Genomic DNA, 16,804 nt, shown 5'->3' with positions numbered 1-16,804 from the left:
CAGTGCGAACGATTCGCAGCTATGGGACAAATTGTCCTCTCAGATCGTCTCGATCGACCCGATGCCATAGGGCGCCAGCGCCGCGAGCGGCGGGGGTGCGCGCTCGGCGCTGCGCGTGAACACCGCGATGCCGGGCCGGGCTTCGGCGGGCCAACTCTGCCCACGGGTCAGGTAAGCGATGCGGCGCGCGATCCCCGCCGCGCCGTCGATCAGCGCGATATCCGGTCCTGCCTCAGCCTGCAATTCCTGCTGCAATAGCGGGAAATGGGTGCAGGCAAGGACGATGACGTCCAGCTTCTCGCCGCCGGACTGGCCCCGCAGTCCTGCGATGGCGCGCTCGATCACCGCCGGGTCGACGGCCTCGCCGCGCAGCTTCGCTTCAGCGCCGGTGACGAGGCCCGGGCTGCCGTGACGCAGCACGGTTTTGCCAGCCGCGAATTTGGCGCTGAGGTCGTCGACATAGGGCTGGCGCACCGTCGCCTCGGTGCCGAGGACGCCGATCACCCCGCTCTTCGTCATCTCGGCAGCGGGCTTGATGGCGGGAACGGTGCCGACGATCGGGACGTCGAGCGCGGCGCGGACGTGCGCGAGCGCGATCGTCGAGGCCGTGTTGCAGGCGATCACGACAAGCCGCGGCTGATAGCGCTCGACGAGCCGGCCAAGCAGGGCGGGAACGCGCGCCGCCAGTTCGTCATCGCCCTTCTGGCCATAAGGCAGACCGGCATAGTCGGCGGCATAGACGATCGACGCGGTCGGCAGCAGCGCGCGTGTCGGGCCGAGCACGGTCAGTCCGCCGAGGCCGCTGTCGAAGAAGAGGATGGGCGCATCGGGGGCGGGTGCATCGGGCGGGAGGGAATGATCCATATCGGACGCGGCGATACGCCAAACGCGCGCTTTGCGGCAAGCGCGGCGTTGACCCATGCCCCTATCTGCCGCCAAAAGGCCCGACGAAGGCCGGAGCGATTCCGGCGGGCAGGGGACGCCGCGCATGCTGATCGCAACTTTGGTGCTGATGGGCTATCTTCTGGGCTCGATCCCGTTCGGCATCATCCTGACGCGGCTGTTCGGTGCGGGCGATCTGCGCCAGATCGGATCGGGCAATATCGGCGCGACCAACGTGCTGCGGACCGGGCGCAAGGAACTGGCGGCGGCAACGCTGATCCTCGACGGGGCGAAGGGCGCGGTCGCGGTCGCGCTCGCGCGGCTGTGGCTACCCGAGGCCGGCGCCGACGGCGCCATGATCGCGGGCGCGGCGGCGATGATTGGTCATTGCTATCCGGTGTGGCTGAAGTTCCGGGGCGGGAAGGGCGTCGCGACCTTGCTCGGCCTGTCGCTGGCGCTTGCTTGGCCGATCGGCGTGATCTTTGCGGTTGCGTGGCTTGGCACTGCGTTGATCACGCGCATTTCCTCGCTCGGCGGCATGGTGGGCGCTGTCGCCGCGCCGATTGCGGCGGCGGCGCTCGGCCATCGGGCCTATGCCATCGGACTCGCGTGCCTCGCCGTCGTCGTGCTCTGGCGGCATCGCGAAAATATCGCGCGGCTGCGCGCCGGGACAGAGCCGCGCATCGGGGCGAAGAAGGACGCGTCTGCGTGACGCCTGCCGAGCGGCTGGCGCGGCTGCGCCTGATCCGCACATCGCATGTCGGCCCGGTCAGCTGGCAGCAGTTGATGCAGCGCTTCGGGTCGGCAGAGGCGGCGATCGAGGCGCTTCCCGATCTGGCGCAACGCGGCGGACGCGCGAAGCTGCACATTGCATCGGTCGATAGCGTCGAACGCGAGATCGAGCGCGTCGCCGAACTGGGCGCGCGGCATGTCTTCATCGACGAGAATGATTATTCGCCCCAGCTGCGCGAAGTCGAGGGCGCGCCGCCGGTCCTGACCGTACGCGGCGATACGGCGATGCTGCGGCAGCCGTGCGTCGCGATCGTCGGCGCCCGCAACGCCTCGGCGGTCGCGTGCCGCTTTGCACGCCAGCTCGCCGCCGACCTGGCATCACGCGGCGCGACCGTCGTCAGCGGTCTGGCGCGCGGGGTCGACACCGCGGCGCATGTCGGCGCGCTCGGCGGCGCCACCGCCGCGGTGATCGGCAGCGGTATCGATGTCGCGTTTCCGCCCGAGAATGCCGAACTGCAGGAAAAGATCGCGACAGACCAACTGTTGATTGCCGAGCAGCCTCCGGGCGCCGAGCCGCTCGCACGGCATTTCCCGGCGCGCAACCGCATCATCGCGGGCCTTTCCCACGGCACCGTGGTGATCGAAGCCGCGCCGAAATCCGGTTCGCTGATCACCGCCCGCCGGGCCGGCGACTATGGCCGGGAGGTGATGGCGGTGCCGGGATCGCCGCTCGACCCGCGGGCGCAGGGCTGCAATCTGTTGATCCGCGAGGGCGCGACGCTGATCCAGAACGTCGACGATGTGCTGGAAGCGGTGGGGCCGATCGACGGGCGGATGGTGCGCGAGCCGGTTCGCGGATTCGCAGCTCCGGCGGCATCGGGCGAGGCTTCGGACGGCGATCGCGGCCGCATCGCCGAGCTGCTCGGCCCCACGCCGGTCGCAGTCGACGAGATCGTCCGCCAGTCCGGCCAGCCCGCCGCCGCGGTGCAGCTCGTGCTGCTTGAACTCGAGCTGGCGGGGCGGGTCGAGCGCCATGCCGGCGCGCGCGTCTCGCTTCTGTGATCGATCGCACTGCGCGGCAAGCGATTGCAATCTAACGCTTCGTCTTGGTTCAGCCACGGTTCAGCGACGGACCCACAGGCTGATGATATTGTATCACATGACGGGGAGATTGATGATGCGAAGCCGACTTCTGACCGGCGTGACGATGGCTGCGATATTGGCTGCAGCGCCGGCGCCGCTGCCGATCGCGGCCGCCAACGCGACGACGCCGCCACGGCAGGACGGCTTCTGCCGCAACGCCGACCCGCTGCCGCGCCTCGATCCCGAAGCGCGGCCGCAGCAACAACAGATGGACGCCGTCGATACCAAGACCAAGGGAGGTCGCGTCCGCGCCGATACGGCGATAGCCCCCGAACCGCCGATGGCTCCGCCGCCTATGAAAGCAGCGCGCGCGACGTCGTCGTCACCGGATCGCGTGTGGTTTCCGCGGCCAGCGGGTCGGGCGCCGTCGAAGCGTCGCCGGCAGCGGCCGTCGCACCGCCGGTGCCGGGATCGTCCGCCGACTACAGCGAGGAAAAGATCGCCAGCGTGCCGCCGCGGCCCTATCCGCAGCCCCAGCCGCAGTCGGGCATCCTGACCGCGGGAGAGCATGACGACCTGCTCAATCCCGAACTCTATGCGAGCTATGTCAATCGCAGCGGCAATATGGGGCAGGAGATCCGCAGCCTGCCGGGGGTCGACACGATGCGCGTCGTGACGGTGAAAGTGAACGACCGCAGCGGTCAGCCGATCCCCTTCGCCGACGTCGTGGTGACGTGCAGCGACGGCAACAGCATCACCTTGGCGACGCAAGCCGACGGCAGCGCGGTGTTCTTCCCCGGCCTCGACCGGCTGAGCGAGCGGATCACCATTTCGGCGCGACGGGGCGGGCGGACAATCGCCGATGCGCGCCCGGTGCTCGTCGCCGATGCGCCGGGCGGCCAGACGGTCGGCCTGACCGCGAACCAGGCGGCGGCGAAGGCGACCAAGCTCGACCTGATGCTCGTCGTCGATACGACCGGCAGCATGGGCGACGAGATCCGCTACCTCCAGTCGGAACTGCGCTCGATCATCTCGTCGATCACCGCGAAGCATCGCGATCTCGACATCCGGATCGGCTTCGTCTTCTATCGCGATCTCGGCGACGATTATGTCACGCGCACCGTGGCCTTCGACCGCGACATTGGGCGCGTACAGGGTGCGCTCGCGCGACAGGACGCGAACGGTGGCGGCGATTATCCTGAAGCGATGGATCAGGCGCTGATCCGCGCGGTGGGGCAGGACTGGCGGCCCGATGCGGTGAAGTCGTTGCTGCTGGTGGCCGACGCCCCGCCGCACGACGAGCTGTTCGGACGGACGTGGCAGGCGGCCGAGGCCGCGCGCGCCAAACGCATCCACATCACCCCGGTCGCCGCGTCGGGCGTTGCCGACAAGGCCGAATATGCGATGCGCGCGATGGCGGCGGCGACCCAGTCGCGCTATCTGTTCCTGACCGACGACAGCGGCGTCGGCAATCCGCACGCGCCGCCGGCGATCGACTGCTATCTGGTGACGAAGCTCGACGCGCTGGTTCGCCGGGTGATCGACAGCCAGATCAGCGGCCGCCGCATCGAGCCCGAGGACCAGGAAATCATCCGCAGCGTGGGCAAGTATGACGCGGGCAAATGCATCCTGCCTGCGGATTTCAAATGGCAGAATAGCTGAGCACGCCTCCCGGAGCGGGCGTCCGATTTCTCCCTTGACGGGAGGGGCGGACGCCCGCCACCCTCGCGCGTACGTACGTAAGAGTTTCCGGGGAACGAATTTTCAATGCAGTTGGTAATTGTGGAATCGCCCGCCAAGGCGAAGACGATCGAGAAATATCTCGGTCGTGATTTCAAGGTGCTGGCCAGCTATGGCCACGTCCGCGACCTTCCTCCCAAGGACGGATCGGTCGATCCCGACGACAGCTTCGCGATGCAGTGGCAGATGTATCCCGACAAGGCGAAGCGGATGAAGGACATCCAGGACGCGGCCAAGTCGGCCGACCGCCTGATCCTCGCGACCGACCCCGATCGCGAGGGCGAGGCGATCAGCTGGCATGTCCAGGAACTGCTGCGCCAGAAAAAGGCGCTGCCGCAGGCCGTCGACCGCGTGACCTTCAATGCGATCACCAAACAGGCGGTGACCGACGCGATGGCGCATCCGCGCGAGCTCGATACTGACCTGATCGACGCCTATCGTGCGCGCCGTGCGCTCGACTATCTCGTCGGTTTCACCCTGTCGCCGGTGTTGTGGCGCAAGCTGCCCGGCGCCAAATCGGCAGGCCGTGTGCAGTCGGTGACGCTGCGGATGATCGTCGAGCGCGAGCGCGAGATCGAGGCCTTTGTTGCGCAGCAATATTGGTCGGTCACGGGGCTGTTCGAGATGGCGGGGACGCCGTTCAAGGCGCGGCTGGCGCGCTGGCGCGGCGACAAGATCGAGCGGCTGTCGATCGGCACCGAGGCCGACGCGCGCGCTGCCGAAGCCGATGTGCAGGCGGGGCATTTCACCGTCGATACGGTCGAGACTAAACCGCTGACGCGTAACCCGCCGCCACCCTTCACGACCTCGACGATGCAGCAGGAGGCGGCGCGCAAGCTCGGCTTCTCCGCGAGCCACACGATGCGCGTCGCGCAGGACCTTTATGAGGATGGCGCGATCACCTATATGCGGACCGACGGCGTCCAGATGGACGGCAGCGCGATCAGCGCGGCGCGGAAGGCGATCGCGACGCGCTACGACGGCGGTTACGTCCCCGATCAGCCGCGCCAATATCAGACCAAGGCGAAGAATGCGCAGGAAGCGCACGAGGCGATCCGTCCGACCGATTTCGGCAAGGATAAGGTTGGCGGCGGCGATCATGCGCGCTTGTACGATCTGATCTGGAAGCGCGCGCTCGCGAGCCAGATGGCGTCGGCGCGTCTCGAGCGGACCAGCGTCGATCTGAGCGACGGCACCGGCAAGACGGTGCTGCGCGCGACCGGCCAGGTGGTGAAATTCCCCGGCTTCCTCGCGCTCTATGACGAAGGCCGCGACGATGCGGAAGACGAGGATGCGCGCCTGCTCCCGGCGATGGACAAGGGCGACGCGCCCGCAAAGACCGGCGTCGAGGTCGAAAGCCATGAGACGCAGCCGCCGCCGCGCTATTCGGAAGCGAGCCTCGTCAAGAAGATGGAGGAACTCGGGATCGGGCGCCCGTCGACCTATGCCGCGATCCTGCAGGTGCTGAAGGACCGCGCCTATGTGCGCGTCGAGAAGAACCGCTTCATTCCCGAAGAGAGCGGGCGGCTGCTGACCGCGTTCCTCGAACGCTTCTTCAATCGCTACGTCGAATATGATTTCACCGCGGGTCTAGAGGAAGAGCTCGACGATGTGTCGGGCGGCCGCGCGCAGTGGCAGGCGGTGCTCGAACGATTCTGGCGCGACTTCAAGCCGCGCACGGGCGAGGTGATGGAGCAGAAGCCGTCGGAGATCACTGCGGCGCTCGACGAGTTTCTCGGCCCCTATCTCTTCCCCGACAAGGGCGACGGCAGCGATCCCCGGCTCTGCCCCAATTGCGGGAAAGGGCGGCTCGCGCTGCGCGGCGGCAAGTTCGGGCCGTTCATTGCGTGCAGCAACTATCCTGACTGCAAGTTCACGCGGAAATTTGCCCAGCCGGGCGGCGCCGACAATGGCGATGCCGGCCCCGAGGTCATGGGCACCGACCCCGAAAGCGGGCTGGAAGTGTCGAAGCGCAGCGGGCGGTTCGGCCCGTACATCCAGCTCGGCGACGGCAAGGAGGCGAAGCGGTCGTCGATTCCGAAGGATATTCCCGCGGAAGACTTCGACCTCGACTATGCGCTGCGGCTGCTGAGTCTGCCGCGCGAGGTCGGCACGCATCCCGAGAGCGGCAAGGTCATCATGGCGGGGCTTGGTCGTTATGGCCCCTATCTGCTCCACGATGGCAAATATGCGAAGCTGACCGGCACCGCCGAAATCTTCGACATCGGCATGAACGCCGCGGTGGCGCGCATCGCCGATGCCGCGAATGGCGGTGGGCGTGGTGGTCGCGCGAAGGCCGAGCCGCTCAAGACCTTCGGCCCGCATCCGACGAGCGGGGGCGAGATGAAGCTGATGGCAGGGCGTTTCGGTCCTTATGTGACCGACGGCACGACCAACGCGACGCTGCCCAAGACGGTCGAAGCCGACGCGCTGACCGAGGAAGAGGCCATCGCGCTGATCGACGCCCGCGCGGCGAAGGGACCGGCGAAGGGCAAGAAGAAGGCTCCTGCGAAGAAAGCGGCCGTCAAGAAGGCGCCGGCCAAAAAGGCCCCGGCGAAAAAGAAGGCCGCGACGGAATAGCGTTAATTCGCGGCATTTTCGCCGCCGCCTTATCATGTTAGCATCGGCGCATCGGGAGGACATTCGATGCGCCGTTTGCTTGCCGCCTTGCTCACACTCCTTGCCGTTGCCGCCGTACCCGCACTGGCGCAGCAGCCCGGAACGCTCATTTCCGCCGATCCGGTTGCAACCGCGCCGCCCGGCGTGCAGGCGTGGCGCGTCAGCTACTGGACCACGAACGGGCAGGGTGCGCGCATGCAGGTGACGGGACTCGTCGCCGCACCGATGGAAGCGATCCCGCCGCGCCCGCGCCGCGTGATCGCGTGGACGCACGGCGCATGGGGCGTCGCCGAGAAGTGCGCGCCATCGCTCAGCCCCAATTTCTTCGGTGCTTCTGCGGGGGTCGAGCCCGCGGTGCGGCAGGGCTATGTGGTCGTCGCTCCCGACTATATCGGGCTCGGCAATCCGACGATGCACCCGTTCCTGATCGGCGACGATACCTCCTACGCGGTGCTCGACGCCGTGCGTGCGGCGCGAGGCATTCCTGGTGCGGCGGCGGGCAGCAGCTTTGCCGTGTGGGGCGAGTCACAGGGCGGGCATGCGGCGCTATGGACTGCGACCAACGCGCGCCGCTACGCGCCCGACCTGACGCTGGTCGGGGCCGCCGCCGCGGCGCCGCCCACCGATCTCGCTGCGAACCTGCGCGAAGGCAGCGACAAGAATGCCCGCGCGCTGCTGCTGTCGTTCGCACTGCATAGCTGGTCGACGCTCTACGGCTATTCGCTCGACACCATCGTCAACAAGACCAATGCGGGCGTCATCCACCGCCTTGCCGAGAATAATTGCGTCAGTTTGGAGAAGAAGCCGAAGCTCGGCACGATCCTCGGCATCCTGACCGTCGCGCGCGTTACGCGGAACAAGGACATCGGCCAGATCGAGCCGTGGAAGTCGCTCGCCCGCGCGAACAGCGTCGATCCGGCGCGGGTGCCGGGGCCGCTGCTGCTGGCGCAGGGCGACAAGGACGTGATCGTCGCGCCCACGGTGACGCGCAAGTTCGCCAAGGCCGTCTGCCGGAACAAGACGAAGCTGCGCTGGATCGAGATGCGCGGCACCGAACATGGCGCGAGCGCGAAAGACAGCGTCGGCGAAACGTTGAGCTGGATCAGTGCGCGCTTCGACGGGGCTCCGCCCCCCGACGACTGCAGACGGATTTAGTCGACCCAGTCGAGCCCCATGTCGCGATAGACGCCGCGGTCTTCGTCCCAGTCTTCCTTGACCTTGACGTGCAGGAACAGGTGGACCTTGCGGCCCATCAGTTCGGTCAGTTCGGCGCGGGCGCGGGCGCCGATTTCCTTGATGCGCGCGCCGCCCTTGCCGAGCACGATCGCGCGCTGGGTGTCGCGCGCGACGAAAATCTGCTGGTGGATTTCAGCGCTGCCGTCGGGACGCGTCTTGAACAGTTCGGTCTCGACCGTCGACTGATAAGGTAGTTCCTCGTGGAGCTGGCGATAAAGCTGCTCCCGCGTGATTTCGGCCGCGAGCATGCGCTCGGGCGCATCGCTGACCTCGTCCTCGGGGAAATGCCACGGCCCCTCGGGCATCAGCGCCGCGAGATTGGCCTTGAGCTCGGCGACCCCGTCGCCACTGCTCGCCGAGACGAAGTACGTCTCGTCGAACGCGACCTTGGCGTTGAGCTCGGTCGCGATCGTCAGCAACTTGTCCTTCTTGGTCAGGTCGACCTTGTTGAGGATCAGATATTTCTTTTCGGGCCGGTTGGCGACGCCTTCCAGCACCCGCTCGACGCGGCCCGTCAGCTTGGCTGCGGCGTCGACCATGACAAGGATCGCTTCGGCCTCCTCGAGGCTACCCCATGCCGCCGCGACCATCGCGCGGTCGAGGCGGCGCGTCGGCGCGAAGATACCCGGCGTGTCGATCAGGACGATCTGCGTGTCGCCCTCCATCGCGACGCCCATCAGGCGGGTGCGCGTCGTCTGCGCCTTGGGGCTGACGATCGCGACCTTCTGCCCGACGAGGGCGTTGACGATGGTCGATTTGCCAGCATTGGGCGCGCCGACGACGGCCACGAAACCGCAGCGCTGGGTCATTTAATGTCTTCCTGTGTCAGTCGTTCGAGCAGCGCCGCCGCCGCCGCTTTCTCTGCCGCCTGCTTCGACGCGCCTTCGCCTTCGGCCTCGGCGAGCTTGCCGACTGCGACGGCGACAAGAAAGCGCGGGGCATGGTCCGGACCGTCGCGGCGGACGAGGCGATACTCGGGCGGCTTGCGCTTGCGCGCGAGCGCCCATTCCTGGAGCGCCGCCTTGGGGTGCTTGGGCGCGGCGACCTGACCCTCGATCATGGGCCCCCACTTGGTGACGATGAACGCGCGCGCAGCTTCTTCGCCAAGGTCGAGCCAGAGCGCGCCGATGAGGGCCTCGAGCACGTCGGCGGCGATATTGTCGCTATGCCGGCCGCCGTCGCCGATCGCCTGGCTCCCGAAATGGACGTGAGCGCTCAGATCCATGCCTTGCGCGATCCGCGCGCAGGTTTCGCCCGAGGCGAGCGCGTGCAGCCGCGACGACAGCTCGCCTTCGGCGGCTTTCGGAAAGCGGCGAAACAGTTCTGAAGCGATAACGAGGCCCAATACGCGGTCGCCCAGAAACTCAAGGCGCTGATAATCGCCCGCACCGCTGCTGCCGTGGGTCAGCGCCTCGTGATAGAGGCCAAGGTCGCGGGGTGCGGCGCCGGTAATGGCTGCGATCGTCTCCGCGGAAACGCGGTCGTTCAAAAGCCGTCCCCAATACGGCTCCAGCGCGCTGCGGTGAACCAGCTGATCGGGTTGATCCAGCTCGCCGACCCGTCGGTCGAGAACATGCTGACCATCGCATGGCCGACCAGATTTTCCTCGGGAACCAGGCCGATGCCTTGGTCTTCGACCGCGGGGAATCGGCTGTCGGCGCTGCGGTCGCGGTTGTCGCCCATCAGAAACAGGCGGCCCTCCGGCACGGTGATCGGATCGGTATTGTCTGCCGCGATCGTCGTGATGTCGAGGATCGCGTAGCTCTTGCCGCTGGGCAGCGTTTCGCGGAACTGCCGGTAACGGCACTGGCGCTGACCGTCGGCGCGCAATTCCTCGAATTCGGGCGCGAAGCAGGGCAGGGTGCCCGTCGTGCGCGACGCGTCGATCATGTTTTGCGTCACCGGGATGACGAAATCGGCCATCGGCTCGCGCTTGAGCGGCTGGCCGTTCAGCCAGACGATGCCGTCCTTCACCTGCACTGTGTCGCCGGGCAGGCCGATGACGCGCTTGATATAATCATTGTCGTTAACCGGCGGCGCCTTGAACACGACGACATCGCCGCGTTCGGGCGTGCGCGCGAAGATGCGACCGGGGATCAGCGGGACGCTGAAGGGCAGGCTGTATCTCGAATAGCCATAGGCCATCTTGTTCACGAGCAGATAGTCGCCAATCAGCAGGCGCGGCTGCATCGATTCCGACGGAATATTGAAGGGCGAGAGGAAAAAGCTGCGGAAAATCAGGACCGCGATTGCCAGCAGCGCGAGGAAGCGGATCGTGTCGACCGCCTCTTCCTTCGCCGAAATCGGTGCGGGTTCGGGCGTCGTCGGGCCGGGTTCGCTGGCGGGCGAATTCGCGGCGGTAATGCTGGCGTCGGTCATGCCCGCGCATTGGCGACGAATAGGTCTGCACGTCAAGCAAATATCGGCGGATGGCGCTGGCGCGGCGCCCGTCGCTGGCGTAGAGGCGAGGGCCCATAACCAAGGAGTTTGCGACATGACGACCGCCGATCAGTCCTGGCAGGCGCTCGCCGAATGGCAGCCGCGGAAGCTGACCGATCTGGTCGCGACCAACCCCGAGGCACGCTTGCAGGCGCTGGTGCGCAATGTCGCCGACATCCGCTTCGACTTCGCCAAGACGCATCTCGACGAGACCGCGATCGAGATTCTGAACGGCCTCGCGACCGCGCAGGGCTTCGCGGATCGACGCAAGACGCTGTTCTCGGGTGGGATCGCGAACCCGACCGAAAACCGCGCTGCCGAGCATAGCGCCGAGCGCGGCGAGGGGGCGCCCGAATCCGTGCATGTCGCGCAGGCGCTCCACCAGCGGATGCGGATGATGGTCGATGCGATCGAGGCCGGAGCCTTCGGTGAGATCCGCCATCTGCTCCATATCGGCATCGGTGGGTCGGCGCTGGGCCCCGACCTGCTGATCGATGCGCTCGGGCGGCATAGCGACCGTTACGACGTCGCGGTGGTGTCGAACGTCGACGGCGCCGCGCTTGAAGAGGCGTTCGCGAAATTCGATCCCGCTTATACGCTCGTCGCGGTCGCGTCGAAGACCTTCACCACGACCGAAACCTTGCTCAACGCCAATTCGGCGCTGCAATGGCTCGACGAGGCGGGGGTCGACGATCCGGTCGGGCGTTTCATCGCGCTGACGGCCAATCCTGAAGGCGCGATGGAGTGGGGGATCGACGAGACGCGTATCCTGCCGTTCAGCGAGACTGTCGGCGGACGCTATTCGCTCTGGTCGTCGATCGGCTTCCCCGCGGCGCTGGCGCTCGGTTGGGACGCGTTCGCCGACCTGCTCGAGGGCGCGGCCGAGGTCGACCGTCATTTCCGGCTCGCCGACGGCGCCGACAATATCTGCCTGCTCGCTGCTTTTGCCGATCAGATCTACGCCAATCGCCTCGGCTGCCAGACGCGCGCGGTCTTCGCTTATGACGAGCGGCTGCGGCTGTTGCCCTCCTATCTTCAGCAGCTCGAGATGGAATCGAACGGCAAGTCGGTAACCCTCAATGGCAAGCCTCTGGCGCAGCAAAGCGCCCCGATTACCTGGGGCGGCGTGGGCACCGACGCGCAGCATGCGGTGTTCCAGCTGCTCCATCAGGGTACGCACCTGACCCCGGTCGAATTCGTCGTCGCGCGCGAGCCCGACCATCTGCTCGATGACGCGCATCACGAAACGCTGGTCGCGAACTGCATCGCGCAGGGCGCGGCGTTGATGACGGGGCGGGCGAGCGACGACGGCGCGCGCGCCTATCCGGGCAACCGACCGTCGACGACGATCCTGCTCGATCAGGTGACGCCGCGCAGCCTCGGCGCGCTGATCGCTTTTTACGAGCACCGTGTTTTCGCCAACGCCGTGCTGCTCGGCATCAACCCCTTCGATCAGTTCGGCGTCGAGCTGGGCAAGGAGATGGCGAAAGGGCTCGCCGAAGGCACGACCGAATTCGACCCTGCGACGCAGGCGCTGATGCAGGCCGCCATCGCCGAATAAGTCTGAGCGCAAAATTCGATTGGCAAGCTGCGCCCGCGTAACCACATAGGCGGCCGCTGCGAATGCCAGCCGTCATCTTCAGGGGTCCTTCATGAGCGAGTTCGACTACGATCTTTTCGTCATCGGCGCGGGTTCGGGCGGTGTGCGCGCGTCGCGGATCGCGGCGTCGCACGGCGCGCGCGTTGCGGTGGCGGAGGAATATCGGGTCGGCGGCACCTGCGTGATCCGCGGCTGCGTGCCCAAGAAGCTGCTCGTGTACGGCGCGCATTTCGCCGAGGATATCCACGACGCGCGCCGCTTCGGCTGGGACGTGCCCGAGTTCCGCTTCGACTGGAATGTGCTGCGCGACAATGTGCTCGCCGAGGTCGACCGGCTCGAAGGCCTCTATGGCCAGACGCTCGACAACCACAAGGTCACGGTCTTCAAGACGCGCGCGACGATCGTCGGCCCGCAGAAGGTGCGCCTCGCCGACGGGACCGAGCTGACCGCCGGGCGCATCTTGGTCGCGACCGGCGGCTGGCCGCACGTCCCCGACTTTCCGGGCAGCGAGCATGCCATCACCTCGAACGAGGTCTTTCATCTGGACACGCTGCCCAAGCGGATCATGATCGCGGGCGGCGGCTATATCGCCAACGAGTTTGCGGGGATCTTCAACGAGTTCGGCAGCCAGGTGACGATCGTCAATCGCGGCGACACGATCCTGCGCGGCTATGACGAGCAGATCCGCGACCGGCTGCTCCAGATCTCGATGACCAAGGGCATCCACTTCAAGTTCAACGTGCCCTTCCGGTCGATCGAGAAGAATGACGACGGCACGCTGACCGTGCATCTGGAAAACTGCGAGCCGTTCATTGTCGATGCGGTGCTGATGGCGACCGGGCGCGTTCCAAATACCAGAGGCATCGGCCTCGAAGAGGTCGGGGTCGAACTCGACGAGCAGGGCGCGATCAAGGTCGACGACACGAACCAGTCTTCGGTGCCGAGCATCTACGCCGTCGGGGACGTCACCAACCGCATCCAGCTCACACCCGTTGCGATCCGCGAGGGTCAGGCGTTTGCGGACTCGGTGTTCGGCGGCAAGCCGACCGTCGTCGACTATCAGAATGTCCCGAGCGCGGTGTTCAGCCATCCGCCGATCGGCGCGGTCGGGATGACCGAGGCCGAGGCGCGGAACAAGCTGGGTATGGTGCGCATCTACACCAGCGACTTCCGCGCGATGAAGAATGTCCTCGCCGGCCGCAACGAGCGCGCGCTCTACAAGATGATCGTCAACGCCGCGACCGATCAGGTGGTCGGGCTCCACATGATCGGCCCGGACGCGCCGGAGATTTTGCAGGCGGCGGCGATTGCGGTGAAGGCAGGACTGACCAAGGCCGATTTCGACGCGACCGTGGCGCTGCACCCAAGCATGGCCGAGGAGCTGGTGCTGCTGAAGTAGGCGGGACCACCCCAATTCCGTTCGTGCTGAGCTTGTCGAAGCACCGTTCTTATTTTTCGGCGTCGCAAAGAAAGGGCGGCCCTTCGACAAGCTCAGGGCGAACGGTTTTTTATTGGCCGACGATGCCCTATACTCCCCCTAGCAAGCGAGGGGAGGGACGCATGGCGGGCACGGTATTGGTCACCGGAGGCAGCGGCTATATCGCGGGCTTCCTGATCCGGCAGCTGATTGAAAACGGCTGGCAGGTCCGCACCACGGTGCGCAGCCTGAAGCGCGAGGCCGAAGTGCGCGGCTGGCTCCAGGTCGACGACGGCAAGCTCGCCTTCTTCGCCGCCGACCTCGAACAGGACGCCGGTTGGGCCGAGGCGATGGCGGGGTGCAGCCATGTCGCGCATGTCGCGTCGCCGTTTCCGCTCGGCGTCCCGAAACATGCCGACGAGTTGGTGATCCCGGCGCGCGATGGGGCTCTCCGCGCGCTGCGTTTCGCGAAGGCGGCGGGCGTCAAACGCTTCGTCCTGACCTCGTCGATGGCGGCGATCGCCTATGGCCATGGCCAGGGGCGCGACCTCTATGACGAGGCCGACTGGACCAACCTCGATAACCCGGCGGTCATGCCCTATCCGCGCTCGAAGACCGTCGCCGAACGCGCCGCACGCGAGTGGGCGAAGGCCGAGGCGCCCGGGATCGAGTTCGCCTCGGTCAATCCGGCCGCGGTGTTCGGGCCGCTGCTGAGCGACGATCTGTCGACCTCGATCGAGGTGGTGAAGCAGTTGCTCGAGGGCAAGGTGCCGCTGTGCCCCGATGTCGGCTTCGGCATCATCGACGTACGCGACGTCGCCGACCTGCACTATCGCGCGCTGACGGCCGATGCGATCCGCGACGAGCGCTTCGTCTGCTCGGGGCCGTTCCTGAAATTTGTCGATGTCGCGAACATCCTGACCGCCAACCTCGGCAGTCGGGCGCGCAAGGTGCCGACGCGCAAGATGCCGGCCTGGCTGCTCAAGCTGCTCGCTATCGTCCGCCCCGAACTCAAACAGGTCGTCGCCGAGCTCGGCAACGTCCGCGGCGGCGACAGCAGTCATGCCGTCCGGCGCCTTGGCTGGACGATGCGGCCGCCCGAGGAAGCGATCCTCGCGACGGCGCAGAGTTTGATCGAGCGGGGAATTGTGAAGGTCTAAGGTTCCCCTCCCATTTATGGGAGGGGTTAGGGGAGGGCATGTCCAGTCACAGGCCCTCCCCCGACCCCTCCCGCTTGCGGGAGGGGAGAAGGCAATCAGGCGATCGTCGGAACGATCCCGCCTTCGGCGCGGATCGCGGCGCCGTTGGTGACCGCGGCGAGCGGGCTCGCGAGATAGGTTACCATCGCCCCGATCTCGTCGGCCTCGATCAGACGGCGGATCAGCGACAGCGGACGCAGCTCGTTGAAGAAGGCCTGTTCGCGCTCGGCTTCGGGCGCGTCGGGGTTGGAGACGACCGATTTGATGAAGTCGACGATACCTTCCGAGCGGGTCGGTCCCGGAAGCACCGTATTGACCGTCACGCCCGTGCCCCTGGTCTGCTCGGCGAGCCCGCGCGCGATCGTGAGCTGCGCGGTCTTGGTCATGCCGTAGTGGATCATCTCGGCGGGCGGCAGCAGGCCGCTTTCGCTCGCGATGAAGATGACGCGGCCCCAGTTGTTTTCAAGCATCTTCGGGAAGTAATGCCGCGACAGCCGAGCCCCGCTGACGACATTGACCTCGAAGATATGGTGCCAGTCGGCGTCGCTGATCTCGGCGAAGGGCTTGGCCTCATAGATGCCGAGATTGTTGACGAGGATATCGACCGCTGGAACCGCAGCGATCAGCGTCTCGGCGCCCTCGGCCGTGGCGGGGTCGGCAAGCACCGCGCGGATCGTGCCCGACTGCGCCAGTTCGGCGGCCGCTTCGTCGAGTTTTTGCCGGTTACGTCCGGTGATGACGACATCGACACCTTCTTCGGCGAGACGCTTGGCGATGGCGAAGCCGATGCCGGCGGTCGATCCGGTGACGAGGGCGGTCTTGCCCTTGAGTTTCAGGTCCATGATGGAATGCCTTTCACGTCGGTTTGGCTTTGATGGGGTCAAGATAGCGTCTCGGTGGATTATTGATTAGGATGCGCTTCGTCATTTCAGTGTTGATTCAAAATCAGGAATAGCGATGGACAACCGGTTCGGCGATATCGAGACGTTTCTGGCGGTGGCGAATGGCGGCAGCCTTGCGGCGGCGGCGAAAGCATTGCGCATCACACCGTCGGCGGTCAGCCGCAGCATTGCCCGGCTCGAACAGCGGCTTGGCGTTACGCTGATGCGCCGCACGACGCGGTCGCTGGCGCTGACAGCCGAGGGGCAGGCGTATCGCGAGCGAATGACGGTACTGCTAGCCGATATCGAGAGCGTCGAGGCGGGGCTGGGCCTGGAAGGCCAGGGCCCCCGCGGCCTGCTCCGCATCAACGCCTCGCCGTCGATCGGCACGATGGGCCTGCTGCCGATCCTGCCGCAATTTACCGGGCGCTATCCCGATATCACCGTCGATCTCACGCTTTCCGATACGATCGTCGATCTGGTCGAAGAGCGCGCCGACGTCGCGATCCGCATCGGGCCGCTGCGCGACACCAGCCTGCGCGCAAAGAAGCTGGGGCATAGCCGGATGGTGCTGGTCGCCAGCCCCGGCTATCTCGCGCGCCGGGGTACGCCGACGTCACCCGACGACCTGGACACACACGACTGCCTGCGTTTCAGCTTCCGCCGCTCGGTCGACAGCTGGCCGTTCCGCGTCGGCGGCAAGCTCGTGCACCGGCCCGTCCACGGCAGCTTCTTCGGCAATTCGGGCGAGGTCGTGCGCCAGATGGCGGTCGCCGGCGGCGGCATATCGCGGCACGGCCATTTCCATGTCGCGCAGGATCTGGAAGCTGGCCGCCTCATCGAAGTGCTGCCGGATTTCAACCCCGGCGACGGCGAGGATATTCACGCGCTCTACGCGCCCGAGGATCGCGCCGCAGCGCGAATTCGCGCCTTCCTCGATTTCCTCGACGAAGAATTGGTGATTGCGGGTCGATAA

14 protein-coding genes are annotated in these 16,804 nt (G+C 66.5%); 9 read left to right on the top strand and 5 right to left on the bottom strand.

The features are described from left to right. Window positions 1-39: 39 nt before the first annotated feature. A complete protein-coding gene (gene murI, locus ATE67_RS05815; RefSeq protein ID WP_058815687.1) occupies window positions 40-864 on the bottom strand; it encodes a glutamate racemase in 825 nt (274 codons plus the stop codon). A gap of 124 nt (window positions 865-988) precedes the next feature. Between murI and plsY the strand changes: the two genes are divergently transcribed. The 5 genes from plsY (at window position 989) to ATE67_RS05790 (ending at window position 8,211) form a co-directional block, all read left to right on the top strand. Further along, window positions 989-1,594 carry a glycerol-3-phosphate 1-O-acyltransferase PlsY gene (gene plsY, locus ATE67_RS05810; RefSeq protein ID WP_058815868.1) on the top strand — a complete coding sequence of 202 codons (606 nt, stop codon included), beginning with the start codon at window positions 989-991 and terminating at the stop codon, window positions 1,592-1,594. Beyond that, window positions 1,591-2,676, top strand: coding sequence for a DNA-processing protein DprA (gene dprA / locus ATE67_RS05805; RefSeq protein ID WP_058815685.1), 1,086 nt, complete (start codon window positions 1,591-1,593; stop codon window positions 2,674-2,676). The genes plsY and dprA overlap by 4 nt, the downstream gene beginning before the upstream one ends. Before the next feature lie 417 nt (window positions 2,677-3,093). Next, the gene (locus tag ATE67_RS05800; protein WP_058815683.1) at window positions 3,094-4,359 is read left to right on the top strand and encodes a vWA domain-containing protein; all 1,266 of its coding nucleotides are present in this window, start codon (window positions 3,094-3,096) and stop codon (window positions 4,357-4,359) included. Between the two features lie 105 nt (window positions 4,360-4,464). Further along, window positions 4,465-7,017 carry a type I DNA topoisomerase gene (gene topA / locus ATE67_RS05795; protein WP_058815681.1) on the top strand — a complete coding sequence of 851 codons (2,553 nt, stop codon included), beginning with the start codon at window positions 4,465-4,467 and terminating at the stop codon, window positions 7,015-7,017. 66 nt (window positions 7,018-7,083) lie between these two features. Continuing rightward, window positions 7,084-8,211, top strand: coding sequence for an alpha/beta fold hydrolase (locus ATE67_RS05790; RefSeq protein WP_058815679.1), 1,128 nt, complete (start codon window positions 7,084-7,086; stop codon window positions 8,209-8,211). Here ATE67_RS05790 and era read toward each other — a convergent pair. From era to lepB, 3 genes are read right to left on the bottom strand one after another with little or no spacing between them, the layout of a single operon-like run. Beyond that, window positions 8,208-9,101 carry a GTPase Era gene (gene era / locus ATE67_RS05785; protein WP_058815677.1) on the bottom strand — a complete coding sequence of 298 codons (894 nt, stop codon included), beginning with the start codon at window positions 9,099-9,101 and terminating at the stop codon, window positions 8,208-8,210. The genes ATE67_RS05790 and era overlap by 4 nt on opposite strands. Then, on the bottom strand, window positions 9,098-9,781 hold the full coding sequence (gene rnc, locus ATE67_RS05780; protein WP_058815675.1) for a ribonuclease III: 684 nt from the start codon (window positions 9,779-9,781) through the stop codon (window positions 9,098-9,100). Before rnc ends, era begins: the two co-directional genes overlap by 4 nt. Continuing rightward, on the bottom strand, window positions 9,778-10,596 hold the full coding sequence (lepB, locus tag ATE67_RS05775; RefSeq protein ID WP_058815867.1) for a signal peptidase I: 819 nt from the start codon (window positions 10,594-10,596) through the stop codon (window positions 9,778-9,780). The genes rnc and lepB overlap by 4 nt, the downstream gene beginning before the upstream one ends. 190 nt (window positions 10,597-10,786) lie before the next feature. Between lepB and pgi the strand changes: the two genes are divergently transcribed. The 3 genes from pgi (at window position 10,787) to ATE67_RS05760 (ending at window position 14,908) form a co-directional block, all read left to right on the top strand. Next, a complete protein-coding gene (pgi, locus tag ATE67_RS05770; protein WP_058815674.1) occupies window positions 10,787-12,292 on the top strand; it encodes a glucose-6-phosphate isomerase in 1,506 nt (501 codons plus the stop codon). Between the two features lie 91 nt (window positions 12,293-12,383). Next, window positions 12,384-13,730 carry a glutathione-disulfide reductase gene (gor, locus tag ATE67_RS05765; RefSeq protein WP_058815671.1) on the top strand — a complete coding sequence of 449 codons (1,347 nt, stop codon included), beginning with the start codon at window positions 12,384-12,386 and terminating at the stop codon, window positions 13,728-13,730. A 161-nt stretch (window positions 13,731-13,891) separates the two neighbouring features. Beyond that, complete coding sequence (locus ATE67_RS05760; protein ID WP_058815669.1) at window positions 13,892-14,908, top strand: SDR family oxidoreductase; 1,017 nt, start codon at window positions 13,892-13,894, stop codon at window positions 14,906-14,908. A 95-nt stretch (window positions 14,909-15,003) separates the two neighbouring features. On the opposite strand, the gene ATE67_RS05755 is transcribed toward ATE67_RS05760, so the two are convergent. Continuing rightward, window positions 15,004-15,789: an SDR family NAD(P)-dependent oxidoreductase gene (locus ATE67_RS05755; protein ID WP_058815666.1), complete on the bottom strand. Its 786-nt coding sequence runs from the start codon at window positions 15,787-15,789 to the stop codon at window positions 15,004-15,006. 115 nt (window positions 15,790-15,904) lie between these two features. Here ATE67_RS05755 and ATE67_RS05750 point away from each other — a divergent pair, with 115 nt between their 5' ends. Beyond that, window positions 15,905-16,804 (top strand): LysR family transcriptional regulator, encoded by a 900-nt coding sequence (locus tag ATE67_RS05750; RefSeq protein ID WP_058815665.1) that lies wholly within the window; start codon window positions 15,905-15,907, stop codon window positions 16,802-16,804.

It is taken from the genome of Sphingopyxis sp. H050 (assembly GCF_001468265.1).
Lineage (GTDB): Bacteria > Pseudomonadota > Alphaproteobacteria > Sphingomonadales > Sphingomonadaceae > Sphingopyxis.
This window is presented reverse-complemented; position numbering and strand designations above follow the sequence as displayed.